Origin of the sequence: Desulfosarcina variabilis str. Montpellier (genome assembly GCF_048565275.1) — a bacterium.
GTDB classification, from domain to species: Bacteria; Desulfobacterota; Desulfobacteria; order Desulfobacterales; family Desulfosarcinaceae; genus Desulfosarcina; species Desulfosarcina variabilis.
In genome coordinates, this window is record NZ_CP159846.1 from 1 (window position 1) to 26108 (window position 26108).

A 26108-nucleotide genomic window follows, 5' to 3' on the forward strand; every position below is an offset into this window, starting at 1 on the left:
AGCATCATTTTTCTTTAAATTGGCACACCTGTTCGAGAATCAATGTATAAAGGGCCACGGAAAATTCCGTAACCCCTTTTAAAATGATGAATTCAGCGTCTGTCCTAATAGCGAGCTTTTTTCGAAAATGCTATAAAAATATCAAAAAGGCCGGAAAGTGGATGAACTCCTGATCAAAGAAATGAACATTACGAAAAGCACCATCATTCAAGGCAATTCTCATATAGCCGGGCTGCTTTTACGATGCGTTGATAAGTACCGTCCCCTTTCATTTCGTTAAAATTTTTCTGCCATAAGGCAATTGTCTCATCCGAGACAAATGTCGATGAAGGTCCGCTTTGTTGAAGTGGGTACGACAAAAACAAAACAATCCTTAAGGATCGGCCCAATCCACTTAAAATCTTTTTCCCGGTAGGGCAACCGAGTATAAGGAAACAGCATCATTTTGTGATTTTTTGAGTATTTCAACGCCCGGTTCCATGGCAGCATGATAATCTTTCCATCAAAATCTGCCCTGCTCATCAATTCTTTTATGATCTCCGCGGCGATTCCAGAAATATGCCCTTTTTCCTCAAAGGCATGTGGAGGAAAATCATTGGTTACCAGCATTAATTCGCTAAAATTCTGAGTAAAACCAAAACCATCCTTTTCCGAAAAGAAAAGCAGAAAAAGCACCGTCAGGATTGTTTTAAGAAAAGTTAACCCTATTGATTAGGCAGTGATGAGGATAATCGCTTGGAACAGGGAGTCGCTGAAGCGTTAGACAATGTTTCTATCACCGGCCGAAAATTGAAACATTGAATCTGTCTTGTCAGGAGTATGGCGCTGAAAAAAAATGCCGCCAAACTGAGCAAAGCAATGGCGGCGAGAAAAGTGACTTTGATGCGGGTCTTGATTTTTTCGGCAGGGAAACCAACATCATCGGTTGTTTGATGGTGGGCGAGTGGTAAAATCAGATCGGATACCCTGCTAAGATCTGGATCCATTTCAAGCTCCGGTAATCAATGCCTCGACATTTAAATTTTAAGATAGGGATCAAAAATGCCATTCGGCATCAAACACTAATACCTTTAGCTTTTTTTTAAAATTTTTTGGGAGACCTGAGATCTTCAAATGGGAAATTCTTCTCTTGATCAAAAAAACCCCGGTTGAAATTTGTTACAGATCACCTCCTCTTTTTCACGAGGCCACCTGATGCTTTTTCATTTTGATTTTTTTAGATCCTTTAGCGTATTCTATATGACACGTTGCTTATTCAAAAGAGGCCCCATCTCCGTGACTGCTCATCAACACCATCGCCAATGTGACTGCAAGAAAAAGAGTATCGTGTGCTATAACGGGACAAATCGGTCCGGAAATCCAAGTTAGTGTCCATCCAGTTATAACAGGGCCTGAGAGTCAGACTTTTGACGTTAAACGACAAAAATGCCATCACAATGACAGAGGAGATGGCGCCTATAGCCTGATTGCATCTCATGTAAACCCCAATGTTACATAATTAAGATTGGGGTTAAATCCTGTGTCGACAGAGCAAATGAGAACAAAGATCTCAATATCCCAAGATTGAGGCATGAAACTCGCAAGGCCCAGATGGACACCGGTCGTAAGGCGTTTTAAAAACGCCGATGAAAGCGTTTTGTTACTGAGAAAAGGAGATACTGATGAAAATGCTTGAAGCGATGCGTAAATGTGAACCTGGCGGCTACGTTGCCCGAAAAGCCTATCCGAACCGGAAATATAGCAAGGATAAAAACGGAATTTTTCCGGAGGCCGCAACTGTACATTATATTGATTTCCTTGCAAAAGATTGGAAGCATTACCCTCCAGAGAACCAGAATTTTCCTCTACACCAATTCAATCGGCTTGGAGAAGTTCGAGGTCAAAACCGTCTCTGTTTTGGAAATAAAAAATGAAAGGGGGGTAGCCATGAGTAAAGCAAAAAGGGTTTAAAATAACCAATCCATTTTGATGCTTATAAGGGCCGCATTTAAAAAATGCGGCCCTGTGACACTTAAATGAGTGCGTTCTTATTTCCAGGTGGAGGCGAGGGGAATGATTTTCATCAGGCAGATATCGTGGCCCTCTTTGATACTTTTCATCCATGCCTATACCATACCCGCATTGGCAGTTCATCCGAATCCGCTTGACGGTGGAGCGGTCAAAACGGCTTTCCAGCCGGTCCATCGTAGATTTCACCCAGGTCGCGTTGTCTTCGGACGAAAAGTGTGTGTGATCTTCAGAAACAGAGGATTATCCAAACCATTCAGATTTATTGTCATACCGGTGCATCGTCAGTGCTTCAGCACCATCATCTAAAAATTGGATAATCAAGACTTTGCCTTCGTCTGCGGCTTTGGCTTTCTTTGAATAATACATTCGGTCTTTTATGGGAAATTTTGCAAGATGATCTTCAGCCATCAGGGAAATAACGAAACAACCGCAGACCGGACACACGAAACATCTGTATTGTTCGGAATCATCAGGTGGGTTGTCGTATTTAGCTGTTTTTCCACAGATGGGGCATTTTTGTGTAGGCACTTGTTATCGCCTTTCTTTTTTTTCCTAGTTCATGCCAATTAAAAAGGGTTACAGGTTCTATCATCTATTTTTCGGTGGCGTCAACCGGGTCCTCGGCCGCTTCAGGATGCTCCTCCGGTTTTACGGACAGCATCCTGACGCGCATAAGTTCCACGTACCACACCTGTCAAAGCGTGGCGACCTGCTCCAAACTTTACAAGACATGGAAATTTATTTTGGATAAAACTTGACCATCGGCAGATTTTCAAAATCGGAATCCTGGGTCCAAACCACACATTTATGGGCTTTCGCGGTGGCATAGATGATACTGTCAGCCATCGGAAGGTCATGTTTAATACTCAGTTTTGCCGCGCTCATTGCCAAGCTGGTGGTCAGATCCTTGACTTGCCCCTTTTGCATTGCCGCAACGGCTTGCAAGGCCTCGTTTTCCCCTGCTTCGCGCAGCACGACTTTGAATACCTCATAAATTGAAATACCGGGGACGATCAGTGAGGCATGATCCTGAAGGGGGGATGAGAAATGGTCAGCGTTGGGTCCCCCGGAAAAATATTCAAGCCATCCGGATGAATCAACGACATTCATAATCGATCGCCTTCACGCTCGAAATCCGTGTTGATTCCTTTTAGAAAACCTTTTAGCTCGGAAATATCCCGATCAGGAATCAATTCAATGCGCCCCTCATACTCAATGATTTTCATTTTTTGCCCAGGGCGAAGGTGCATTGCCTCCCTGATGACCTTTGGAATAACGATTTGATATTTAGGAGAAACAGTAACAGTTTTCATCATGGAACCTCTATCGATTGTATTTTTGACATACGATATCATTATCGATTCTTACTTGTCAAATTTGGTTATCGTTATCACTGATTGGGAATCGTGCCGTGTCCTAAAGCCAACTGGCTAAAAAACCGGTACCGGCAGCCCCCGACTGGTGTAATAATCGAGAATGACCCGCTTAAGTTCTCCGTTTTCGATCATCGACCGAACGAGATCTTCAACTTGTTGAATCGAGTTCATCAACCATGATTTTTTCGAAATGCCTATGTACACATTCTTTTGCTTGGAAAATCGATAGTCCGCTGCTTCTACGTATTCCTTGAGGCCCATCCGATCAATCAAATCAAGACCTGCTGATTCCGGAAATGCCGCCGCATTGATGCGCCCCGCCATCAGTTTCTTTAAATTCAATTCGGCATAAGGACAAACCTCTATATTCAGACTGGTGTCATCATCGAATTTTGGGAAATATTTGGACCCTACTATGGTCCCTATTGTCAAGTGATGTAAATCTTCATACCGCCGAATCAGGGCCGTTCTTCCTCGCGGTACAAGAAAAACGGTATCTGATCGGCTTTTGTAGGGTGGGTGAATGTAATGGATGTATTTTTCCCGCAAAGGACTTTTCAGTAATCCTGCCAAAAAATCGATGTCCCCAGCTTCCATCATTGCGAGCCGGCGTCTGAATGGTGCATATATAATTTCCAATCGGGCATCCAGCTTCCCTGCAACCGCGTTCATAATAGCAGCGGCCGCACCATCTTTAAGTTCAGGGGGCAATGAACTGATCAATTTTTTATCTGCCGAGATGCATAGGTGAGGGAAACAAACAATAGCAAGGCTCATAAGAATAATACAATACCACTTTAACAATTTTTTCATTGTGTTTTCCAATCCAGGTTGTTTATTCCGATCGAGTTAAGCAGTGATGAACCCAGGTAAATCGGTGCTGAGTACTTATTGAATAGAACAAAAGTGGAAAATGGAGATAACGCTTCTATCGTCGCTTCCGGAATGATCTTTCTGCGCCGTGCATATTTCAAACAAACCGGTCAGTAGAATGTCTTTTTGAAACCCTTATTGTACTCCATGCGGAATTGCTTAAATCAATGGGCTTGCCGGTGCCTTGGATATTTTCAAATTCTCCTTCGGCCATTGCCTTTTTGAAGTTAATATCTATCAACGTCTCCCGACACGTTATAGTATCATTCCAAGTGTGAAGATCTATAATTTGGCATCATTGATCATGTCGGCCATGGTCTCAGAAGTTCTTTGCCTGCCAAACCCACTAGGCTCCCAGAAAAAATGATCGAACGGGATTACCAGGCTATCGCTAAGATCAGAGAACTTTGGGGCCAGCCAAGTTTTTCGGCTTCCGCTGTTCTCTATTATTATGATTCGCATTACAGGAAAAGACCAATCGGTTAATGTTTTCTCCACGGGTTTGCATAAATCACGTATCGCGAAAGCAGCACCTTTAGCGTACCCCACAACTCGACTAAATATATCCGGCGATAGTCTCTTGATGTCAAGCAAATCTTGAAGGAAGGTCACGAATTCAGAGCTGATATCATCTGTTTTTTGGCCGGTTTCGAAGTGTCCACATATCGCAACTCGTCCTTCCTATTGAACCGGTTGACTACAGCACCAGAAGTCTGGATTTTTTCTTGGTGCATTAAAATAGGTGTCGAGCAGCTTTCAATCGGGTAGGCGAAAACCCCTCGGTTCCTGGTATCATCATCGCTGATACCGATGACAAGGCTTGTCCGATGGACATCAATATCATGAAATACGTTTACAACGGTGAAAGGGTACAAATCGGGGACATGCTATGTAGCAGCATTTTTGACTGGACTTCAAAACCACCCAAAATCGCATCGAACAACCAATTACCATCAAGATTACATAATTCCGTCTATCACAACAATTGACAGGACTGGCCTACAGAAGGTACTAAAAATATTTGTAGTCCATTCGATGCTAAAATTGGATAAAATACTATAGTGAAGAAACAGCTACGACCGAAGCGATCTTCAATGCAGGGAAAAGATGACACAGCGAATACTGCTTAAAAAGATACGATGTACTAATATGTTAGCAATATTCTGCTTTTTGGTGTGCCTGCCTGGCCTCATGCTATCAGAATCGCATGGCGACACCCGAGGCCTTTCGGTCAAGGCTCACACCAGAACGGGCGAGACGCGAGACATCTTACTATACAGCGGTTACTACGCCCTGGTTGTGGGATGCGGGGATTATCACGCCGGTTGGCCGAGGTTGCCCAATCCGGTCAAGGATGCCTGCGAGGTGGCCCTGGTTTTGAAAAAGCTGGGGTGCAAGGTCAACCTACTAAAAGATCCCGACTGGTTGTCCCTACGGAGAGCCCTTAACAAATTGATCATCGGACCGGGCCGGGACCCGGACAAGGCCATATTATTCTGGTTTTCCGGCCACGGCCACACCTTGAAGGAGGCCGGCGGACGGGAGTTGGGGTACATCGTGCCCGTGGACGCCCCCAACCCGGATCGGGACGAGATCGGTTTCATGGAACATGCCATCAGCATGCGGCAGATCGAGACCTATGCCCGGCGAATCAGCGCCCGCCACACCCTTATGCTTTTCGACTCCTGTTTTTCCGGGGCCATCTTCCAGGCGGTGCGATCCAAACCATCTCCTTATATCGAAGAAAAAATCCAAAAACCCGTCCGCCAATTTATCACCGCAGGCAATCAGAACGAGCAGGTTCCCGATGAGTCGGTGTTCAAGACCGTCTTCGTCCAAAGTATCGAGGACGGCTACGCTGATAGAAACCGGGATGGCTATGTGACCGGTATGGAATTGGGAGATTACCTGCAGGAACAGGTGGTCAACTACAGCCGTGGCGCCCAACATCCCCAGTTCGGCAAAATCAACGACCCGGCCTTGGACAAGGGGGATTTCGTTTTTTCCCTGGCCAGTTCCGGAACCATTATCGATACATCTTCACCGACGTCGAGTCCCACTCGGGGCCGCCTGTCCGTGACATCCAACATATCTGGCGCCGAAGTAATCGTGGACGGACGTTTCGTTGGTCGAATCCCGCTGTCAAACATGGAAGTGGATGCCGGACCGCATCGGGTTCAGGTGAGAATGGACAAATACGACACCTATCGGACAACCGTGGAAGTGACCGCCGGCCGCACCGCCTATCTGGAGGCCCATCTCACCGAACAGGGACCCAAGATGGGACGGCTTTATGTGTACACCGACCCTGCCGATGCCATGGTGAGAATTCTCAATATCCATCCCGTCTTCATTCAGGGGATGACGCTTGATCCCGGTGACTACCATGTTGCGGTTTCGGCAACAGGGTATGGCGAAAAGACGCGTTGGGTGAATATTTCAGCAGGCGAGAACAAACAGATCGACTTTCGACTGCCCCCGGTGGCGCAGTTGCCGTCGACAGCGAAGGGGAAATCCATTATTTCCAACCGCCTGGGCATGGAATTCGTCCATATCCAACCCGGCACCTTCATGATGGGACAAACCAAAGCCGAAAAAAAGCTGCTCATCAAAATGTTGGGGAAAGAGAACTACAAAAAATGGATCAAGGACGAAACCCGTCATCGCGTGACCCTGACCGGTGGATACTATCTCCAGACCACGGAAGTCACGGTCGGTCAATGGCGCGCCTTTGTCCGCGCCACCGGGTATCGAAGCGAAGCGGAAACCGGCGACGGGGCAATAATACACAAAGGGGCCCGTACTAAGAAAGTAGAAGGAACCGGTTGGAAAAATCCCGGCTATGATCAAGACGACGGCTTTCCGGTAACCTGCATATCCTGGAATGACGCCCAGGCCTTTATCGGTTGGCTCAGCCGTGAGGACAGCCGAACCTATCGTCTGCCCACCGAGGCCCAGTGGGAGTATGCGGCACGGGCGGGGACCCAAACCCTGTTCAGCTTCGGTGACTGCATGTCCTCGGATCAGGCCAACTATAACGGGTACATTCCCATGGAGGGGTGCAAAAGGGGCCGAATACGATCGAAACCGGTTGCCGTAGCAAGCTTTCCTGTCAATGCCTGGGGGCTTTTCGATATGCACGGCAATGTGCAGGAATGGTGTCAGGACTGGTATGGAAAATATCCCTTGGGGGAAACCACCGATCCGATCGGCCCCGCGTCGGGCACGCACAAGGTGACTCGGGGCGGCATGTGGCTTGGTAGCGCCTGGCACTGCCGTTCGGCTTATCGCTTCCCACGAGAGCCGGATCACCGGCGCAGTACCCTGGGTTTTCGCCTTGCCATGACACCGTAGATGCTGGATAAGACAGACTTGACGGATTCGTAAAAAGTCCGATATCGGCGTTACGCTTCATCCCTCGTCACTGCGGAGTACGATTCGTACGCTGCCTTCGGCACCCGCGATAGCAGTATTCCTCAGGATTCGCAAGCCTTGATCTCGGGCTTTTTACGAGTTCATCAGACTTTTTACTTCCACATAGCCACGACCTTGGGAGAAGTCGTACGGCAACTTGAAGAAAGGCATATGCATAGGCAGACGCCCATTGATTACGTTTACCGAAAACAAATAAATGCTGATTTATCAAAAAGCATCGTCAGTTTTTAATCTGTCAAAGCAGAGTTAATGCCCTGCTTTTATTTTAGGTCAACTGGTAAGGTACGATATTAAAATGCATAAACTCGTTAGCGAAGCCAGGAAATATGCCACCGAAGTGCATCGGCGAATTGACCAGCGTCGCAAATATACAAACCAGCCTTACGAAGTGCACTTAAAAACGGTGGCCCAGATCGTCACCACTGTAAGCGATGATCCAGAAATGATTGCTGCGGCTTGGTTGCACGACACTGTGGAGGATACCCCTGCGACAATTGAGGAAATTGAAGCGGTCTTTGGCACCAATGTAGCTTTGCTGGTTAGAGAACTGACCGATGTAAGCAGACCCGGTGATGGTAATCGCTCTGTCCGAAAAGCCATTGATCGAACCCATATAGCGAATGCCTCGGCGCGTGCCCAGACAATCAAACTGGCCGACCTGATTGACAACTGCCAGGATATTTGTCGAGAGGATCCAAAATTTGCCATCGTTTTCTGTAGTGAAATGGAAGCATTGTTGGCGGTTTTGAACAAAGGTGATGAACGCTTGCACAGACGTGCAGAAAAGGTTCTTTTACAATGTAGGTCACGGCTCGATAATGAATCCGATTTCGTACCTCAACCAGACGAGCTTTCCCCCTTTGAACGTCACAGCATTTCTGAGCATCAGCGGGCACTGAGAACATTCGCCCGTACATTTACCGCGGCAGATATTGCCGAACCACTTCGATCATTTGATGCGGTCAACCCTGTACAGGAAGGTGCAGAACTCAAAGAAGAGAAAGACAGCGGCTACAATATGGATAAAAATGGGGTCTTCTTTGAAAAGTATGATAAAAAAGGGAACGTCATTTTCAGGATACCGTCTGAAAAAAAGCCCGTCGATAAACACGTTTAATTTGCAAATAATTTAATTCGGTTATCTGGAAACGCGATGAGGTTTCCAGATTGGTTGATGAATTTGGACAAGTCAAGCATCGATGCAGCCAGCGACAATTCGCCAGGGAAAATGGTGTGCCCCGTACAACGCTGCAACACTGGCTGGCCAGAAAAACCGAATTGCTTTCATATGATCTACGAAATCGGCAAAGGTACCAGCGTCGCCATGTCATCAAAGATCAAAAAGGCTGAAGCAGAATATGATGCCAAAGAAAGACTGGCTATCGAAGCGGTTAACAGGTGGAAGGAGTGGACTAAATAAGGTAGGGTTCAAAAAAAATAACCCCTCGTTAAAACGAAGGGTTATCAATAATTGTGGTGGAGATGAAGGGGATCGAACCCTCGACCTCAGCGTTGCGAACGGAATTATCGGTTATAATAACAAATATTTTCAAATGTTTATAATGACCAATTTTGACCAATATCTTTTATTGGTCAATATCTGGTAAACGGTCAATATTGGCCTTGTGCATGGCGCTGTTGGTATGCTGGTAGACCTTCAAAGTTGTGTCTGGTCTGGTGTGCCCCAACATCTCACTTGTGGCCTTTAAATCACCGCCAGATGATAGTATCGCTGTAGCGAATGCGTGGCGGAAATCATACGGTCTTAACCGCCTGGTGATACCCGCCTTCTTTTTGGTCGATGCCCACGTGGTCTTAATTGTGGATATCGGCTTTCGTTTTTTCCCGTAATGCACAAGGTGCCCCCTGCCATTATCAGACTTGTGCCATTTTTCAAGTGTCTTTTTAAATGACGGATGTAACGGGATTGACCTTTCACGAATACCGCCCTTCTTGGCCGATACGATATTGATATACCCTGATACCATATCAACATCCCCCCAGGTAAGCCGGAACAACTCAGCATTACCCGGGCGCAGACCGGTAAAATAGCTGATGGTCAATGCTCGTTTCAAATGTTCTGGAGCATGTGCAAGGATGGCCTTGATTTCCTCCGGTGACGGTGGACGAATAACAGCATCGTCTCTTGATGGCTTCTCATACCCATGGACCGGATTATGGGAAATCAACCGGCGCTTCACCGACCAATTAAGACAAGCCTGGATATCGCTTAATTCTCGGTGCACCGTCGTCATTTTGACGTTCTTTGACCGGTTAGCGACGTACCTATCAAGTATATCCGGTGTCAACTTCATGGCTTTGTAATGGCCGACAAGGGGCAGGATCACCGATTCAAATTTATATCTGGTGTTCCTGAGCGATACGGCCGGCAGAGTGGCTGCTTTCGATTTTAGATACGCGTCAACCAATTCTGTGAGTGTAGGACCGAATGTTTTTGATCGTTTTTTATATGTGCGGATCTGTCCGGATGCCTTCAACCCATCGTTGAATTCATTGCCTGCCTTTTCGGCTTCAACACCTTTACCGAAATATTTCCATTTCTGCTTTCCATCCACATAGTGGGAAACATAGATTCGGCCATCGGTTTTTTTTACGAGTGACATGGTGCCATACTATTTAAAAATAGAAAAAATGCAATCGATTAAAAATTGATTGACAACTAAATGCATGTGTGCCTATAAATGCAACATGCAGCACGACACACTTCATAAACATCCGGCATGGAAAAAAGGACCGTTCACGTCTGGCGTGGCTGGAAAGCCATCTGGTGTGGCGCTGCGAACAGTCCAATCATGGGTTGAAAAGGGTCTCGTTATACCTGTCAAGGAAGGCGCTAAGTCTGGTGATAAACACGAGTTCAGCGTCACAAATTGCGTTGAAATTGGGTTCATTAAGGGTCTGGCCGATTCAGGTTTGCCTATAAAATCAATTAAGGTGATCATGGATTGGCTTAGAGGCGAGGCCAAGCACACTCTCAAGACCTACAAAATAACAACGTCTTACTTTTTAATTATCAGGCCAGATCGTGGAGGCGGTGAACTAAGGCTCGAGGGGTGGATCGGCACACCTTTTAACGGCAAACTTCCAGATGAGTGGTTGAAGTGGACCATCCCGGATAGGTGCGAACGAACTATTATCTTAAATCTATCAACAATCGCAAAGCGCGTGTTGGATAATATTTAATTTTTTTTGTCGTTTAAAATGCATCATGATGCACGGTGCATAATAAGGAGGCAAAGTGAACTACAACATTAAACTGTTTGCGGCAATCAAGAGGAGCGGTTTGTCACAGAAGGAATTCGCAAGAATTATCGGTGAACAGCCGTCAACTGTTTCACGGGTTATCAACGGATGGTTCAACCTGAACGACCATGGAAAAGCAAAATATGCACATTTTCTCGGCTGCGATGTCGAAGAGATTTTCCCCGATGCGTGAAATCACGCCCATAGAGCGCATGCTGGCATTGATTGAGAAGTTTGAGCATGAGCTTGAACTCATGAAGGCCGAAGTTGCCGCCTACCTGCCCGAAGATGGTCACCCGGTCCAAGATTGGATTACGGACCCCCTTACCGGTGAGCGACGGTACATCAAACGGAAAAAATTATGAGTAAAACGAGCGGAACAGGGCCGAAGCCTGAAGATTTTTCACAGATCTTGCTCAATGGGAAAAGACCGATTGAGAAGGGCTGGGAGCGCTATTGTGAAGAAAAACGGGTTTTGTCTCCAGACCAGATTAACGGTCACAATGTTGGCAATGCCACCGGGCCGGCATCTGGTTGCATAGTGCTGGATATTGATGACCATGCAGCCTTTGACGCCACTTGTAATAAAGAAGGCTGGACCACTCCAAACACCTACACGGTTGAAACCGGATCCGGCGGCCGACACCTTTACTTCCAGTATCCGAAAGCCGGTAATTATGGCAACAGGGCTTGCAAGGCACAGGGTTTTGATATTCGGGGTACCGGCGGTCAGGTGGTTGCCCCTGGATCAATTCATCCAGACACCGGGAAACCGTATCGAATTGTAAAAGACATTCCCATGGTGCCAGCGCCTCAATGGTTGCTTGACCTCTATAAAGAGGTGTCAAAACAAGCCACCGACACCAAGAATCACACCGCCGGCGGCGATATCGACAGCCTACCGATAAAACCGGAAACGAAAGCCATAATCAAATATGGGGCAGCCAAGGGGTGCCGGTCAGAAGCGATAATGACCGCATTGAATGCCCTGGTATGGTCTGACCTCTCCGACGCCGAAATAATTTCAATTTTCGAGTCTTACCCGATCGGTGAAAAGTACCTTGAAAAAGGCAATGCGCGGGAACGATGGCTTCAGCCTCAGATAAGCAAAGCCCGATCGTATGTGACCGATAGAGCGACCGAGCAACAAACCCCAAAATCCGATTTCACCACAAGATTATCCTGCGCACTTGATTTGGACAGCTTCGAATATGAACGCCAGCGTGAAAAGATAGCTGATGATTTAGGTGTTCGGCGCTCGTGGTTGGACGAACAGCGAAAAATAGCCGAACGCGAACAGCAAGCCGCGGGGAGCGACGATGTTGTCATAGAAGATACGCCCTGGAATGAGCCGGTGGACGGGAATTGGTTGATGGGTGAAATTGTTGACCAGTTCGAAAGGCATATCGTATTGCCCGATGGCGCGGCCGTCACGATGTCGGCATGGGTGGTGCTTACATACTGTTATGACTCTTTTCGGGTTCTCCCGATTATAGGGCTTGTCTCTCCACAAAAGCGTTGCGGGAAAACCACCACAATGACGGTGCTTTCCGGCATGTCAAACCGGGCGCTGCCCGCGTCAAACATATCTCCTGCAGCTGTATTCCGAGCGGTTGAAAAATTCAGGCCTACCCTACTTGTGGATGAAGCCGATTCCTTTCTCAAAGACAATGAAGAACTAAGAGGCATCCTGAATTCAGGACACACAAGGTCAACGGCATTTGTAATCCGCTGCGATGGTGAAAACAACGATCCAAAAAAGTTTTCGACATGGGCGCCGAAGGCAATCGCGGCAATAGGGCAATTGCCTGGTACAATCGCCGATCGTGCCATCCTTGTGAAACTTCGAAGAAAAACCACCAAAGAGCGACGGGAAAAAATAGGGGAACGGTTTGACAACCACGCGGCGATATTGCGTCGGATGATTCTGCGCTGGGTCAACGACAATATCGATTCCCTCAAGAGCGGCAAATCAACTCTTTCGGTACCCGGGAACGATCGTGCAACGGACAACTGGGCTCCACTTGCAGCCATTGTCAGCACAATAGGCCACGAATGGCCAGATAAACTTGCCAGTGCTGCCAGGGCAATGCTCGAGGTAAAAGACGAAGCCGACGACGATCTATCCATCCTGCTTCTTGCGGATATTCGGGAAGCCTTCGTCACAATAGGCAACGAACGAATCTTTTCAGCCAATCTTGTGAACTACCTCAACAGCCTGGATGAACGCCCGTGGAGTGATTTGAAGAGCGGCAAAGGGCTGACCACCAATGTACTCGCCCGGTTTTTATCTCCGTTTGGAATAAAATCAAAAACCTTGAGAATCGGTGTTGAACTCAAAAAGGGATATGAGCTCGAAACGTTTAAAGATGCGTTTAACAGGTATATTCCATCCGACCCCCCTAAACAAGCCGTAACACCGTTACAAACCAATAATATCAACAAGTTAAGCAAAAAACAAAATGTAACATCAGGAGATACGTTACACTTTAAAAATGACGATAACCACCCGAAATCAAAGGAGTGTTACGCCGTTACGGATCAAAAGGGGGGTGCTGGCAAGGATATACACATCAACCGTGATGATGAGGTGTTGATATGAGCGCAATCAGCTTTTTTGAAGATGCAGGGGTCAGGGCCGAAGTCGTGGGTAATTCGATCAAACTGAGCGGGTTGTCCAGACTGACCTCGGAACAAAAGAATCAAGTCATTGAATTTGCTCGTGAGCACAAGGCAGCGATACTGGCCGCCATGGCTCAAGGCAGCCAGCCGGGCGAATGTGAATCATGTCCAGCGGCTGGTTATTGGGATCATGGTGAATATGCCGGGAATGGGCTGATGTGCTTCCATACAGCGTATTTTCTCCACAAAGCTGGATCGCCAACACCGTGCAAGTACATGCGGAACGAATGCCCATTAAACGATAAGACAGGAAAGGATTCCCATGAAAGCGAATGACCTACCCGAAGCAAAAGCAGCCATCGATGGCCTGAAGGAAGCCGTAGCAAATTTCGAGCAGGTATTTAAGAAAGTCTGTTTGGCCCTGGTTTGCCTGGACAATAGGATCCAGAAGCTTGAGCAGCATTTTGACCGCAATCAATAGGAGGATGTGCACATGATACGCATACGATTGACCGACGCACAGATTCACCAGTTGAGACGCCTAAACGACCAAGCCACAAGGGCTGCCGAGAATGACAGGCCCGGCGCAATCATCGGGCAAGTGGACGGTGGTTGCCTTACGTGCACATTCGCTGACCATGAGGTTGCCAAGCGCTGGCTGTTCATGATGGGCATCGATGCCACTGAGGCGCTGAATGAGTGATCGGATTTACATACCTTACAGTGGCTGCCCGGTGGAGGCACTTGAGGCAGCCATTGCCCAGCATGGGGCGGATAACGCCTATATTTTGGTGCCGCATGAGCATTGGCATAGATTCCAAATGATCGGCCTGAAGGGTGCCCCCCCAGCCCGATCCTTGGCCCGCCTTGTCCCGACAGCCGGGCTGGCATATGTGTTTTAGCGAAATTAATTCAAAATAATTGTTTTTAGGTGAAAAAATGAAGCAGCGTGGAAAAGCCCGATGGCACAAAGAAGTCAGGGAATTTTACCGTCAAACGCACACAGAATACGAATTTTCAGATGATGAAGAGCGAATTTTACATGCTATCTGCGAAAACTTGGATATTTTTTGGAGGGCCACTGACCAGCTGAACAAAGAGGGCCTCACCTTCGTCAGTGAAAACGGAATGATACGCAAACACCCAGCTTGTGAAATCTCTAAAAATTCCTGGGCTGCATTTCTTGCCGGATGCCGGATGCTTGAAATAGGGAAACAGCAGGCGGAGCAGCCCAAGCGCGGACCGGGCAGGCCACCTGCAACTCCCCCGGCATTTGGAGGATTCTAAGATGCCAGTTCGGCATGGCGCACGGTTAAACCTGGGACCGTTCGAGCAACGGCACCTTCTACATGGCTGCTGCTTCTGTGGGTGCTCCTTGTGTTACGGCCCACGCAGCATAGCCAAGGCTTCTGGCCGGCTTCCCTGGGAATTGCGACCGCAAGCCAAAAACGTTTGGCGCCAGAACAGAACAGCGCTTTTAAAAATTTGGCGACAACCATTTTGTCGAACGTCCGGATTTAAACCAGCCCCATGTGGAAAATACTTTCCTTGTTTTTCCGAAGTAATTTTTGACGGCAAAAGGCTTCCAGAAATGTCTGAATCATGGCCGGATGATGTCAAAAGCCACTATGAATCGCTCGAAATCTATATAAAGGCTTACCAGATATGAAACTTCTTGACGTCACACAGACTGCCAAGCGCTTGTCCGTCTCTGAATCCACGGTGCGTAGAATGATCACCGACCCCGATTGTCCCTTACAGGCCTGCCGGCTCCACAAAGGGTGCCTTCGGGTGCTTGAGCCAAGCATCGATGCCCTGATAAGCGCCCGCATGGTAGAAAAAGCCGTTTCATGAGTATTCAATAATTGTCAATTCTTCCAATCCTTTCAAGGCACCTTTTTTCTCTTTAGTAACTATGTTTTCTTGGATTTATCAGAAAGGAGCCAGACCCGTGAAAAACAGAAATTTTCAAATCTCAAACGATGCGCACCGACGGTTAAAGGTTTTATCGGCACAGCGGGATTCAACACTTGGCAGGACGATAGAGTATCTGCTCGACGTGCACGAGCGGGTGCTTGAGCACAATCACACCATAGCCCTGCAGGACTTTCAAGATCAGCAGTTTGCCGATGCCCGGCAGAGCATGGCCGAATTGAAAAAACGACTTCAGAAGTAATCAACTTCTCATAGAAAGGCTTTAAACAATGAAAAATCAAGGTATTATCGAAACACCCAAGATTCCCAACGGTATGCGTGTTTATGGGATGCCGAGGCCCGATGTAAATACATTGACACAAGAGCAAATTTTTGACGAACTCGAAGGCCTCAACCTGATACGGGATAAAACCCCCGAAGAGCAAGAGTATTTGCGCGAGCTCGTTGCTGCGCGCTCCACCGGCCGCAGATCCGAACCGTCCCAGCCGAGTAACAGCGCGCACAGCCCCATCGATGGTGGCCACCACCCGGCGACCGGCGGCCACCTGGCCGGTGCCAGCGATGAAACCGGGGGCTTCCAGACATTTGGCCACTATGCTGTTGCGATACGTGACGCAAATCGGCGCGGTGGTGGATCCATTGACCCGCGTTTGGTTGTTAACGCGCCCACCACCACCTCAAGGGAAGGTGTGGGCGCTGATGGCGGTTTTGCCGTACCCAATCAATTCAAAACCGAGATCTGGCAGAAGGTGGCCGGCGAAGACTCCCTGTTGCCCCGCACCGATCAGCTACCCGCAGTGAGCAACCAAATTATCATTCCGGCGGATGAGGGTGCACCATGGGCAAGCACCGGACCCCAAGCCTATTTCGAATCCGAAGCCAGCCAGCTTAAACAGTCCAAAGTGGCCCTGAAAGACAAGACCATCCGCCTGAACAAGCTGACATCGCTGGTGCCCGTCACCGAAGAGCTGATGGAAGATGCCCCGAGCCTGGATGGTTATTTGCGGCGTGTTGTAGGTTCCCGATTCCATTTCAAATTGAACCACAAGCTCGTTTCTGGCAGCGGGGCAGGTGAGCCACTTGGAATCCTGAACAGTGCAAGCGCTATTTCCATCGCAAAAGAGGACGGACAGCCGGCGGATAGCCTGGTGTTCGAAAACTTCAGCAAGATGCGATCAGCGCTGTACGCTGGTTGCTGGCGGAACTCGATTTTTCTTGCCCACCAAACGATTTTACCCAAACTGGACTCCCTGGTCTATCCCATCACGGAATATGGAACCCCGGATGCTGTTGCTGTTGCCGGCCACCCAGTTTACAACCCCGACAGCACAAGCGCCGATGCGCCCCATGGCCGACTTTTCGGTCGCCCGATCCTCTTTACGGAAGCTTGCGAAACACTCGGCGACAAAGGCGATATCATCCTTGTCGATCCCAAGCAGTACATGACCGCAGTGAAAACTGGCGGCATCAAGACCGATGTTTCCATGCACTTGTGGTTCGATTATGACGTGATGGCCTACCGGTTTATTCTGCGCATTGCCGGCATGCCCTGGTGGGCTGAGCCGATCACCAGCCGGGACGGTTCGACTCAATATAGCTGGGCCGTGACCCTCGACGAACGAGCATAAGACTTCGACCGTTCGGAATCTATATTGCCATTGGGGCATCGTTGTTGCTTGGATGCCGAACGGCCGATCAAATCACGGCGTGGGTGAGCCGGGAAGGACCGATCTGGTCCGAAGCCCCGGACAAGGCGTGAGTGTCCGAAAAAACCGCGTCAGCCGACCCGGGCCCATCCTTTCGCCCGGCGCATCGACCAGCGGCGGCTGTAAAACGTTTTTATCCGGTCCGGGCCACCAGTCCTATAATGGGTTGGTGGCCTTTTTTTATTGACGGCCGAGAAAGCTGCTTAATCTCAAACCGCCATTATGACACAGACCGCCCTGGGACGGGGCGGTTGGTAAGCTAAATGCAGAGTTCACCCTGGCCTATCGGCCCTGCTCCGGGTGTGCTTGGCAATTTTTTTACTTAAGCGATGGATAGTTTAGCCCGATAATGTTTGACAGGTGAATGAACTACGTTGTAGGGGGTTGATAGTCATTCTTCAGTCAACGTTATCAAAGGACGCCTGCAAAATAGGGGGGGATTTATGGCAAACGTGTTTGATGTAGCGGCCTACATCCTTGAGCAAAAAGGCCCTATGACGACGATGAAACTTCAAAAATTGGTATATTATTCACAGGCTTGGTCATTGGTTTGGGATGAAGCGCCTCTCTTCCCTGAAGAAATCCAAGCATGGGCAAATGGACCTGTTGTAAGGGACCTTTACGATCAACACCGTGGCATATATATGATTTCTTCAATGACGAATGGCGATCCCAACAAACTAACAGGTACACAAAAAGAGACAATTGACGCTGTGCTCGAGTTTTATGGTGATAAATCATCGCAATGGTTGGTTGATTTAACCCATATAGAAGCGCCATGGAAAAATGCTCGTATCGGTGTGCCCGATCTAAGCCGAAGCAACAAGGCTATAAGCCTTGCTTCAATGGCCGAATATTACAGCAGCCTTCCATCTCAAGAATAATAATGGGGAAGAAAAAGCCTAAAATTAGCAAAGATCCTGGATCAAAAAAACATGTTCGAGCAACCAATCAGTTTGCAAATTATGATAGAATGCAACCGGTGTGGAGGGTGAGCTCTCTTGATATTGGAGGTCCCTGGTGCTGGAAAGGTATAAGCAAAGAGGTTGTTTGGACCGCGATTCATCAAAAAATAGCTGAATTTGAAGAAATGACCTGGTACGATATTAAGAGAAATGGGAGTCACTCCATTCCCATTTATAATTTGTGTCCTCAAGCAAAACAGCGTTTATCTGAAATTCAACTTGACGATATCGACGAAATCTTTTCGCTCCGGCTGACCGGACGGCAGCGCATATTCGGGATCAAGCACAACGAGGTCTTAAAGATCCTCTGGTGGGATCCTGACCATCAAGTCTGCCCTTCGCAAAAAAAACACACCTAACCCGAAAATCTTTCCAATTCTAAAAGCCACTGGCCACCCAGGGGCTTTTTTTGCGGATTCTGCGCAAGTGATTTGAAAACAGAAACTTGACCAATAATTGGTCAAAACACAAAGGAACAGGGGCATAGGAAATCAATCCTAAACCCCTGTTTTTATTGTGGTGGAGATGAAGGGGCTCGAACCCTCGACCTCAGCGTTGCGAACGCTGCGCTCTCCCAGCTGAGCTACATCCCCACGACTATCTAAAAGCGGTCTGTTAAAGAAACAGTCAACCCTCAATAGGCTTTTTTTAAGGCGGCGTCAAGAGATTCAATTGTCAGGCGTCAACATCACCAGCTGCGTCTTTTCTTTCAACAACCGATCCACCAGCAACACCCGTTCCTGAATCTCTTGCCTGAATTTGGCTAATAGACTGGTATTAAGCGGCTTGCCCCGGCTTTTTTTGACCGTATTGGGGTTGATGGGCTTGCCGTTCACGCGGACTTCATAGTGTACATGGGGGCCGGTGGCCACGCCTGTCTGCCCCACCAGAGCAACAACCTGGCCCTGCTCCACCAGCTGGCCCGGTTTTTTTAGCAGCCGACTGCAATGGCCATAATAGGTCTGATAGCCATTGGGGTGCTTGATGATGACCAACTTCCCGTACCCGGACTTCCATCCCGAAAAGGTAACCCGGCCGTTGGCCGTCGCAAAAATGGCCGTGCCCGTGGGAGCACCGTAATCGATGCCGGTGTGGGCCTTGTAGCGTTTGGAAATGGGATGAAATCGCCGGATGGAAAAGGAGGATGTCATTTTGCCGAATTTCACCGGTGTTCGCAAAAACATCTTTTTTAACGGTTGACCGTCTTCGTCATAGTATCCGTCGAATTGACCGTCATTGAACAGATAGGCGGAAAACGTCTTTTGACGGCCCACATAGCGGGCCGCCAGGATACGACCATACTTCACGAACTGACCGTTTTTGTAGCAGCGTTCATAAATAACGGCAATCTGATCCCCTTTTCGCGGATATAGATAAAAGTCGATATCCCAGGCGAAAATATCGGCGATCAGGACGGCAACCTTTTGATTCTCACCGCTTTGGGCAACAGCCTGATACAGGGAGGATTCAATGGTGAACACCTTGGAGACCAACTCCCGCTCCAAAGTGATATGGCGCTTGTGTACTGTATAACCGCCATTGCTGTTCTTGATCGCTTCGTACTCATCGAGCGGACTGGTTTTGTAAACAAATCGTTGGATCAGATGTTTCTCGTCAATACTGGCCTGATAATAATGTTTTGGCCGGGCACAACGAAAATCAAAAACCGGTTTGAATGATTTCGACAGGGAAAGAATTTCCGTAGGCGGTACATCACTCTCCGCCAGGGCTTCGTAGAGCGTCCGGTTACGGAGCTGTCCCTCGACGACATTGATTCGAGCAATCTTGGTCAGGTCAATCACAACGGTTTCATCAGTGGATGCCGTGGACCTGTCACCGGATGCCAGGCAGGCAAGGGGAGCCAAAAAGAAAACGGCCAGCAAAAGCATCAAACCGTGTCTGGCCAGGAACCGACTTTTATCGTGCATACGTGACTTTCCTTTCAGGCGTTCTACCATCTGCCGCGTCTGGCTCCAAAAAGTCCGCTACGGATCTTCCAGATAGACACGTGTCTTAAGGATCGTTTCGGTCTACACAATCAATCTCTTTAGGGAATTTCGTATAATATTAACAAATACATGGGTGTCCGGCAAACGATTTTTTCAGCGGATTTTAAACTCCTGGTGCCACCGATCAGAGCCATCTGATAGCAGCACATCATCCGGATTGATGCGCAGCACAGTGATATTGTCAATGGCTCCCCCTTCTTTGAGCAGCAAATTGTTGATCACGACAAACCGATCAGCGGCTTCCGGCGCCCACACCAAAGCCTGTAGATCAATACGATCGTCCGTGCGAAAAACCTTTTTTCTATTCGTTTGCCGGGAGCCTTCGGACGGTTGTGGCGCGGGTGCTGTGGATGGCGGCCTGGTTTCGGTTGTCATGGTCGGCCTCGACTCGGCTTGCGGCGGTGTTATGGATGCCGTCATGTCTTCCGGGGTCACGTTCGGCCTCGACTCGCCCTGTGGCGGCGGTATAAACGCAGGCCTGGCTTCCGGGGTCACGCCCGGCAGCGGTTCACTTTGTGGCGGCCTGTTGGATGCCGTCATGTCTTCCGGCGTCTGGCCCGGCTTCACCTCGCTCTGAGGCGGCTTGATAAACGCAGGCCTGACTTCAGATGACACGCTTGGGGGCGATTCGCTTTGTGACGGCGACTTGATGGAAGATGCATCGTGTGCTTCAGAAGAAACGGTCTTGTTTTGCGGTGACCGTGCGGGTGGCGTAGGAGATGGGTCCTCGGGTATTTTCCGGCGTATGGGAGAAGGCGTTTGCGGATCAGGGGAAACAACGGATCGGGTTTCGAGTTTCGCGGCAGCGATCGGTTCAATCACCCGCTTGGTAACCACAGGTTGTGGATCGGGTGTGGACAGCCGCGCCAGCCAAAAAACAGAAGCCATAAAAAACAAAACCGCGATTGACCCCAAGGGTATCCACAGAAGCCACCGGAGCGGCCTGTCAACCGTTCTGTTTACAGGCAGAACCAGCCCCGGCAATGGCGCGTTTTGACCATCGCCCACCGCGGATTCCCGCTCAACTTTTTTTAATGCCTCCAAAATTGAACTCAACGCCGGCACCCCTCATAGTCTTGATCATCGATCCCTTACGGGTTGGTTGTTAAAAGTCCTTACTCCCGCTCAATGTCCGTATCCGCTGAGTGCATCACTCAACTGATGGGGGAATCAAAAGTGGAATATCCAGTGATCGGTCCTCATTGTAAAGTACTATTTTGGTTAACGGTCCCACCATCCCATCGGGATTCAAACCATGACGGGACTGAATCGTCTCAACCGCTGATCGTGTCGTGATATCGTATGCAGCGGTCATCTCGGAAATGGGAAAACCAATGGTTTTCAAATGCATTTTCAAAGCAATAATCACTTCTCCCGGTGAAGAAACGGGAATCACCCCCTCGAAGTGATAAAAATTTTTCCAGAGCACATAGGCCACACCATTCCATAACCCGGCCAGTGAAGCCGGCGCCACAGAAAAAATTGTTTCGTTATCAGATAAATGAACCTTGCCATCAACCAATCCCACGACGGCCAAAAACCGGAAGTCACCGGTATCGGACAGCTTAAATTCCAAAATGGCCGGCAAATTGAGTTTCCGGATCATATTCAGCGTGCCCTTCACCCTCAGGGTTTCAAGATCACTGCGCCGGGCGGTGATCCGAAAAAAAATTTCATTGTCCCGCACATCTTTGGAAAAGGGAATCCTTGGGATTGGTGCATCCCAAGCCTTGATAACAGCCAGAAGCGCCCTACTGCGCGAACGAAACGGATCTTGCATGGTTGCAATCGTTCGTTGCAAGTCCACGACAATCGGTCCGGCGGATAAAGCCGAATCCGGTTGTGCATTTGTAACCGAAGGGGGCAAGGCGTCCAAAGGCTCCCTAATCCCTGGCAGGGTCAATTTTTCCGATAGAGAGGGTTGCGGGGCATTGGCGGAAGCGGCTTGCGGCACCGATGGGCGGGTATCTTCAATTTTATGATGACTCACCGGTTCAACGGAATTGGCCCTGCGTCTGGAAAGGATCTGGGCGGCAAAGAGCACGGCAATCAGAACCACGCCCCCCATGACCAATCCAAAAACCGCCATCCTCCATTTTGGTGGAAGCCATTGTCGATTGGGTTTCCCCCCCACCTCTTTAATGGCCAGCTTGGCAATGTCCTTGCTAATCCGGTGTTTTCCAAGATTAAAGGCAATCAACAATGCCCGATCACAGATAATGTTGATCAATCGGGGCACACCACCGGAATACCTGAATATGGATCGGCAGGCGGCCATTGTAAAAGACACGCCTGGACGTGTCGCGGCAATATAAAGACGATGACGGATATATTCCTGGGTTTCCTCTGAATCTAACGGGATCAAATGACATCTCAAGGTGATCCGTTGTTTCAACTGGCGCAGCCGATCGGTTTCGAGCAGATCACTCAATTCCGGTTGCCCAACCAGGATGATCTGTAACAATTTGCTGGAATTGGTTTCCAGGTTGGACAATAGCCGCAGCTGTTCGAGGACATCGGCGCTTAGATTCTGGGCTTCGTCCACCAGAAGAATCACCCGCCGGCCTTGGGCCTTCTTTTTTAATAAAAATGTATTGAAATTGTCGATCAGTGTTTTGACGGAATCGGCCCCATGGGTATCGGTGGGAATGTAAAACTCGTCGTTGATGGCTTTGAGCAGTTGCAGGGCATCCAGTTTGGGGTTGAAAATATAGGCGATTTCTGTCTTGTCATCGAGACTTTCCAGAAACATGCGGCAAAGGGTGGTCTTACCGGTACCCACCTCGCCAGTAATGGCCACGAAACCATCACCGTAATTCACGGCATAATTCAAATGGGCCAGTGCCTCCTCATGAACCCGCGACAGGTAAACGTAGGCCGGGTTGGGCACCAGCTTGAAGGGTCTTTCCTTGAAACCAAAAAAACGCTTGTACATGGTTAACCCATTTTCATCTGCCTATTCGGCAATCTTGCTGATCCGGTTTTGAATGTACGCGTTACGCATCATTTCATACGGATCCAGGGCCGCATTTTTGAGGGTTTCGTAATCGCCAATGCGAAAGGTGGTATCATTGACGGTTCTAACGCCGTAAACCGCCACATTGGTGGTTCCCGATGTCAAGGCCCCGGCATCCACGTTGACCAGTTGCATGAATGAAACCGGGTTCATGGCCCAATCACCGATCGTCCCCACCGTATCGCGCAGGGTGGAAGGACCAAAAAACGGCCAAACAATGTAAATGCCGTTGCCGACGGAATAGTAGCCCAGGGTCTGGCCAAAGTCCTCGGTCGGTGGATTCAATTCCGGAAACTGCTCTGCCGGATCTAAAAAGCCCATCATTCCCACCGTGGTGTTGATGAAAAACCGTCCGAGCTCTCCGCCGGCAGCCTTGCCTTTGCCCTGTAATAAACAGTTGACAAACCGAACGGGCATCAACAGGTTGTAAAAAAAATTTTTAACGCTCACCCGCACCGGGGTGGGAACCACGGTCCGAAAACCGATGGCGGCTGGTTTAAGAACCCAGAAATACATCTTGTCGTTAAAGGTGAACATGACCCGGTTAAATCCGGCGATAGGATCGGCAACCGTCCGAAAGACCTCATCATCAGTTTGTTCCTGTTCAAACGGATCTTCCAGGTCATCGTCAAATGGGTCAAAGGGAATCGCTTCGACAGTCTCGGAAGAAGTGTCATCCGTAACAGAATCGATTTCCATGGGCGTCTGGGCCTCTGCCCACGCAAGGTGGCTGATCAACAAAAAAAACACCAGCGTCAAGACCAACGGTTTATGTTCCATCATCTATGTATCGGTGTGTTATGGTCATATATGAAAAGATCGCGGCCGTTGTTTCCCGGTCACCCGGCATCCGGCGTCATCCGTTTTTTGAAAGGCGTTGATTCTGCTCGGTCAGTTTCTTATTGAGACGCTCTATGAGTTGGGCTGGGGTTTCTTTTTTTAAGATACTGGCAAACTGGGTACGATAATTCTTTACCAGGCTGACACCTTCGACAATGATATCATAAACATGCCAACTGTCTTCGTTATTCTTAATCAAACGGTAATATACGGGAATTTGGACGGCTTCCCGGAGAATTTGAGTCTTGACTTCGGCATACCGGCCCGACGCCAACGCCTGGCTCAGATAAACGATCTTCTCGTTGTGGTACTCCCCCTGAATTTTATCGATATACGTATTGCCCAGAAAATCGGCAAACACATCGGAAAATTGTGTTTTTTCCGTATCACTGAACTTGTCCCAGTGACCGCCTACGGCACGCCTTGAAATCAAACGAAAATCAAACATGGGTTTTACAGCGCTCCATATTTTATCACGCTGGTCGGCCTTGGTTCCCGCGTTTTTGTATTGCGGATCGTTCAATATGGCGATAGCCGCATCAATGGGCCCTTTTATCGTGTCCATGGGGTCCATGGATCCGGCCGACGCCGGCTGAAGCATCAACAGGGAAATCAAGAGCATCGCGCTAATTGTCTTTAAAATCATGTTACCCTCCCAGGTGAGGTCTCGATTATTGTTAGTCGGCGACAGCACAAGCATCTGTGCGAGCGGACAACAGCGATCATCAAGGTTGACGGATTCGTCCGAATGGCAACTTTTTACGAGTTCATCAATTTTCAGCGTTCCCAAAAACATATTTGCTGACCAGTTCCTCGATATCCAGAGCAGACTCGGTGTCGATGATCATATCCCCTGAATTAAGCATGCGCTCCGACCCCCCCGGTGTCAATCGGATGAATTTGTCGCCGATCAATCCGGCGGTTTTAACCGAAGCGATCACGTCATCGGAGAGCGTCACCTCTTTGTTTATTTTCATGTCCACGATGGCCATTTGTCGTTCAGTGTCAAGTCGGATATCGGCCACCTGACCGACTTCTACACCCGCCAAGTCAATCTGGGCCCCGGATTTCAGTCCGGACACCGAGTCAAAACGCGCGTGGACCAAATAAAAGTTGTCACCAAACCATTCCATTTTGCCTAACTTGATGGTGAGGTAGGACACGCAAATCAGCCCCATCAGAACAAAAACGCCCACCATGGTTTCAACAGATGTTTTTTTCATTTTGCCTCCGCAGGCGTCCCTGTAAATACAGGATCATCCCCTAGCATACTGAACGCGGATTGTTTCTCATTTTGCACCTGGCCCCGGATAAAGTGCCGAATAAGGGGATTATCGCTTTTTTGTATCTCCTCCGGGCTGCCTTGAAAAGCAATCCGGCCCTGGTCCAGCAGGGCAATACGTTGGGAGATGTAAAACACGTCGGGAATTTCATGACTGACCATGACCCCGGTAAACCCAACGGTTTTCTGGTAATGCGAAATCATGGCATGGGCCGCATTTTTGCGGATCGGATCCAAACCTGTGGTCGGTTCATCAAAAAGAACGATCCGGGGCTCGGTCACCAACGCCCGCGCCATGGCCACCCGTTTTTTCATCCCCCCGGAAAGCTGGGAAGGGTATTTATCCTCGCTGCCTTCCAAATCCAGTTGGATCAGTTTGTCGCGTACCCGACGATCGATTTCGTGGTAGGCAACCTGCCCTTTTTCTGCAAGGGGAAGGGCCACATTGTCGTAAACGGTCATGGAATCAAAAAGCGCATTCCCTTGAAACATGTAGCTGAAATTCATCTTCAGTGCGTTACGCTCGGCAGGCGCCATAGCATGGATGGACTGGCCTTGAAACAAAATCTCGCCTTCATCCGGCTCCAAAAGGCCGATGATATGTTTGAGCAGCACGCTTTTACCGATGCCACTTTTACCAATGATGGTGGTTACCTGTCCCTGGTAAATGGACAGATCCACCCCGTTTAGCACAATATTGTCGCCAAAACGTTTAACCACCTGCTTGAATTGAATCAACGGCTCAGTCATGATCATCTCACGTATAACCATCGAA

General features: G+C 48.7%; 32 protein-coding genes, 1 tRNA gene and 1 pseudogene. 18 read left to right on the forward strand and 16 right to left on the reverse strand.

All coding sequences use genetic code 11. The features are described from left to right. Positions 1-704: 704 nt before the first annotated feature. A complete protein-coding gene (locus tag Dvar_RS00005; RefSeq protein WP_419659674.1) occupies positions 705-986 on the reverse strand; it encodes a hypothetical protein in 282 nt (93 codons plus the stop codon). Positions 987-1661: 675 nt separating this feature from the next. On the opposite strand from Dvar_RS00005, the gene Dvar_RS00010 reads away from it, so the two are divergent. Further along, entirely contained in the window at positions 1662-1913 is a 252-nt protein-coding gene (locus tag Dvar_RS00010; RefSeq protein WP_419659675.1) for a hypothetical protein, read from the forward strand. On the opposite strand, the pseudogene Dvar_RS00015 reads toward Dvar_RS00010, so the two are convergent. The 6 genes and pseudogenes from Dvar_RS00015 to Dvar_RS00040 form a co-directional block, all read right to left on the reverse strand. After that, positions 1855-2223: pseudogene (locus tag Dvar_RS00015) on the reverse strand (DUF6144 family protein); the annotation flags it as partial. The gene Dvar_RS00010 and the pseudogene Dvar_RS00015 overlap by 59 nt on opposite strands. Before the next feature lie 27 nt (positions 2224-2250). Beyond that, positions 2251-2538 (reverse strand): hypothetical protein, encoded by a 288-nt coding sequence (locus Dvar_RS00020; RefSeq protein WP_419659676.1) that lies wholly within the window; start codon positions 2536-2538, stop codon positions 2251-2253. 210 nt (positions 2539-2748) lie between these two features. After that, the gene (locus Dvar_RS00025) at positions 2749-3120 is read right to left on the reverse strand and encodes a type II toxin-antitoxin system VapC family toxin (RefSeq protein WP_419659677.1); all 372 of its coding nucleotides are present in this window, start codon (positions 3118-3120) and stop codon (positions 2749-2751) included. Then, complete coding sequence (locus Dvar_RS00030) at positions 3117-3326, reverse strand: AbrB/MazE/SpoVT family DNA-binding domain-containing protein (RefSeq protein WP_419659678.1); 210 nt, start codon at positions 3324-3326, stop codon at positions 3117-3119. The genes Dvar_RS00025 and Dvar_RS00030 overlap by 4 nt, the downstream gene beginning before the upstream one ends. 114 nt (positions 3327-3440) lie before the next feature. After that, complete coding sequence (locus Dvar_RS00035; protein ID WP_419659679.1) at positions 3441-4199, reverse strand: substrate-binding periplasmic protein; 759 nt, start codon at positions 4197-4199, stop codon at positions 3441-3443. Positions 4200-4356: 157 nt separating this feature from the next. Then, positions 4357-4473 carry a hypothetical protein gene (locus Dvar_RS00040; protein WP_419664243.1) on the reverse strand — a complete coding sequence of 39 codons (117 nt, stop codon included), beginning with the start codon at positions 4471-4473 and terminating at the stop codon, positions 4357-4359. 977 nt (positions 4474-5450) lie between these two features. Between Dvar_RS00040 and Dvar_RS00045 the strand changes: the two genes are divergently transcribed. The 3 genes from Dvar_RS00045 to Dvar_RS00055 all read left to right on the forward strand — a co-directional run bounded on the left by Dvar_RS00045 (position 5451) and on the right by Dvar_RS00055 (position 9114). Beyond that, positions 5451-7613: an SUMF1/EgtB/PvdO family nonheme iron enzyme gene (locus Dvar_RS00045; RefSeq protein ID WP_419659680.1), complete on the forward strand. Its 2163-nt coding sequence runs from the start codon at positions 5451-5453 to the stop codon at positions 7611-7613. Between the two features lie 376 nt (positions 7614-7989). After that, positions 7990-8811, forward strand: coding sequence for an HD domain-containing protein (locus tag Dvar_RS00050; RefSeq protein ID WP_419659681.1), 822 nt, complete (start codon positions 7990-7992; stop codon positions 8809-8811). Positions 8812-8847: 36 nt separating this feature from the next. Continuing rightward, positions 8848-9114, forward strand: a complete 267-nt coding sequence (locus tag Dvar_RS00055) for a hypothetical protein (protein WP_419659682.1) — start codon at positions 8848-8850, stop codon at positions 9112-9114. A gap of 166 nt (positions 9115-9280) precedes the next feature. On the opposite strand, the gene Dvar_RS00060 is transcribed toward Dvar_RS00055, so the two are convergent. Beyond that, positions 9281-10270: a tyrosine-type recombinase/integrase gene (locus Dvar_RS00060; RefSeq protein ID WP_419659683.1), complete on the reverse strand. Its 990-nt coding sequence runs from the start codon at positions 10268-10270 to the stop codon at positions 9281-9283. Between the two features lie 133 nt (positions 10271-10403). On the opposite strand from Dvar_RS00060, the gene Dvar_RS00065 reads away from it, so the two are divergent. The 14 genes from Dvar_RS00065 (at position 10404) to Dvar_RS00130 (ending at position 18545) form a co-directional block, all read left to right on the forward strand. Beyond that, entirely contained in the window at positions 10404-10898 is a 495-nt protein-coding gene (locus Dvar_RS00065) for a MerR family transcriptional regulator (RefSeq protein ID WP_419659684.1), read from the forward strand. Between the two features lie 55 nt (positions 10899-10953). Then, positions 10954-11151: a helix-turn-helix domain-containing protein gene (locus Dvar_RS00070; protein WP_419659685.1), complete on the forward strand. Its 198-nt coding sequence runs from the start codon at positions 10954-10956 to the stop codon at positions 11149-11151. Beyond that, positions 11144-11323 carry a hypothetical protein gene (locus Dvar_RS00075; RefSeq protein ID WP_419659686.1) on the forward strand — a complete coding sequence of 60 codons (180 nt, stop codon included), beginning with the start codon at positions 11144-11146 and terminating at the stop codon, positions 11321-11323. The genes Dvar_RS00070 and Dvar_RS00075 overlap by 8 nt, the downstream gene beginning before the upstream one ends. After that, positions 11320-13560: a DUF3631 domain-containing protein gene (locus Dvar_RS00080; RefSeq protein WP_419659687.1), complete on the forward strand. Its 2241-nt coding sequence runs from the start codon at positions 11320-11322 to the stop codon at positions 13558-13560. Before Dvar_RS00075 ends, Dvar_RS00080 begins: the two co-directional genes overlap by 4 nt. Continuing rightward, positions 13557-13916 (forward strand): hypothetical protein, encoded by a 360-nt coding sequence (locus Dvar_RS00085; RefSeq protein WP_419659688.1) that lies wholly within the window; start codon positions 13557-13559, stop codon positions 13914-13916. Before Dvar_RS00080 ends, Dvar_RS00085 begins: the two co-directional genes overlap by 4 nt. After that, positions 13903-14061, forward strand: coding sequence for a hypothetical protein (locus tag Dvar_RS00090; protein ID WP_419659689.1), 159 nt, complete (start codon positions 13903-13905; stop codon positions 14059-14061). Before Dvar_RS00085 ends, Dvar_RS00090 begins: the two co-directional genes overlap by 14 nt. Before the next feature lie 12 nt (positions 14062-14073). Next, positions 14074-14283 carry a hypothetical protein gene (locus Dvar_RS00095; protein ID WP_419659691.1) on the forward strand — a complete coding sequence of 70 codons (210 nt, stop codon included), beginning with the start codon at positions 14074-14076 and terminating at the stop codon, positions 14281-14283. Beyond that, positions 14276-14482 (forward strand): hypothetical protein, encoded by a 207-nt coding sequence (locus tag Dvar_RS00100; RefSeq protein WP_419659692.1) that lies wholly within the window; start codon positions 14276-14278, stop codon positions 14480-14482. The genes Dvar_RS00095 and Dvar_RS00100 overlap by 8 nt, the downstream gene beginning before the upstream one ends. 37 nt (positions 14483-14519) lie before the next feature. Further along, positions 14520-14867, forward strand: coding sequence for a P27 family phage terminase small subunit (locus Dvar_RS00105; protein WP_419659693.1), 348 nt, complete (start codon positions 14520-14522; stop codon positions 14865-14867). A 378-nt stretch (positions 14868-15245) separates the two neighbouring features. Then, entirely contained in the window at positions 15246-15434 is a 189-nt protein-coding gene (locus Dvar_RS00110) for a helix-turn-helix transcriptional regulator (RefSeq protein WP_419659694.1), read from the forward strand. A gap of 97 nt (positions 15435-15531) precedes the next feature. Further along, positions 15532-15756: a hypothetical protein gene (locus Dvar_RS00115; protein WP_419659695.1), complete on the forward strand. Its 225-nt coding sequence runs from the start codon at positions 15532-15534 to the stop codon at positions 15754-15756. A 28-nt stretch (positions 15757-15784) separates the two neighbouring features. Continuing rightward, positions 15785-17143 carry a phage major capsid protein gene (locus Dvar_RS00120; RefSeq protein WP_419659696.1) on the forward strand — a complete coding sequence of 453 codons (1359 nt, stop codon included), beginning with the start codon at positions 15785-15787 and terminating at the stop codon, positions 17141-17143. Between the two features lie 521 nt (positions 17144-17664). Then, the gene (locus tag Dvar_RS00125; protein ID WP_419659697.1) at positions 17665-18105 is read left to right on the forward strand and encodes a Panacea domain-containing protein; all 441 of its coding nucleotides are present in this window, start codon (positions 17665-17667) and stop codon (positions 18103-18105) included. Positions 18106-18107: 2 nt separating this feature from the next. Continuing rightward, positions 18108-18545, forward strand: coding sequence for a hypothetical protein (locus Dvar_RS00130; RefSeq protein ID WP_419659698.1), 438 nt, complete (start codon positions 18108-18110; stop codon positions 18543-18545). Positions 18546-18703: 158 nt separating this feature from the next. Here the strand turns inward: Dvar_RS00130 and Dvar_RS00135 are convergent. The 8 genes from Dvar_RS00135 to Dvar_RS00170 form a co-directional block, all read right to left on the reverse strand. Continuing rightward, positions 18704-18779: transfer RNA gene (locus tag Dvar_RS00135), tRNA-Ala, on the reverse strand. Positions 18780-18854: 75 nt separating this feature from the next. Continuing rightward, on the reverse strand, positions 18855-20114 hold the full coding sequence (locus tag Dvar_RS00140; protein ID WP_419659699.1) for a peptidoglycan DD-metalloendopeptidase family protein: 1260 nt from the start codon (positions 20112-20114) through the stop codon (positions 18855-18857). Positions 20115-20288: 174 nt separating this feature from the next. Further along, positions 20289-21083: a general secretion pathway protein GspB gene (locus Dvar_RS00145; RefSeq protein ID WP_419659700.1), complete on the reverse strand. Its 795-nt coding sequence runs from the start codon at positions 21081-21083 to the stop codon at positions 20289-20291. 262 nt (positions 21084-21345) lie between these two features. Beyond that, on the reverse strand, positions 21346-23130 hold the full coding sequence (locus tag Dvar_RS00150) for an ExeA family protein (RefSeq protein WP_419659701.1): 1785 nt from the start codon (positions 23128-23130) through the stop codon (positions 21346-21348). A gap of 21 nt (positions 23131-23151) precedes the next feature. Beyond that, positions 23152-23994: a VacJ family lipoprotein gene (locus Dvar_RS00155; protein WP_419659702.1), complete on the reverse strand. Its 843-nt coding sequence runs from the start codon at positions 23992-23994 to the stop codon at positions 23152-23154. A 73-nt stretch (positions 23995-24067) separates the two neighbouring features. Beyond that, positions 24068-24697, reverse strand: a complete 630-nt coding sequence (locus Dvar_RS00160) for an MlaC/ttg2D family ABC transporter substrate-binding protein (protein WP_419659703.1) — start codon at positions 24695-24697, stop codon at positions 24068-24070. A 124-nt stretch (positions 24698-24821) separates the two neighbouring features. Beyond that, positions 24822-25274 carry an outer membrane lipid asymmetry maintenance protein MlaD gene (gene mlaD / locus Dvar_RS00165; RefSeq protein ID WP_419659704.1) on the reverse strand — a complete coding sequence of 151 codons (453 nt, stop codon included), beginning with the start codon at positions 25272-25274 and terminating at the stop codon, positions 24822-24824. Next, positions 25271-26083: an ABC transporter ATP-binding protein gene (locus Dvar_RS00170; RefSeq protein ID WP_419659705.1), complete on the reverse strand. Its 813-nt coding sequence runs from the start codon at positions 26081-26083 to the stop codon at positions 25271-25273. Before Dvar_RS00170 ends, mlaD begins: the two co-directional genes overlap by 4 nt. Positions 26084-26108: the final 25 nt, after the last annotated feature.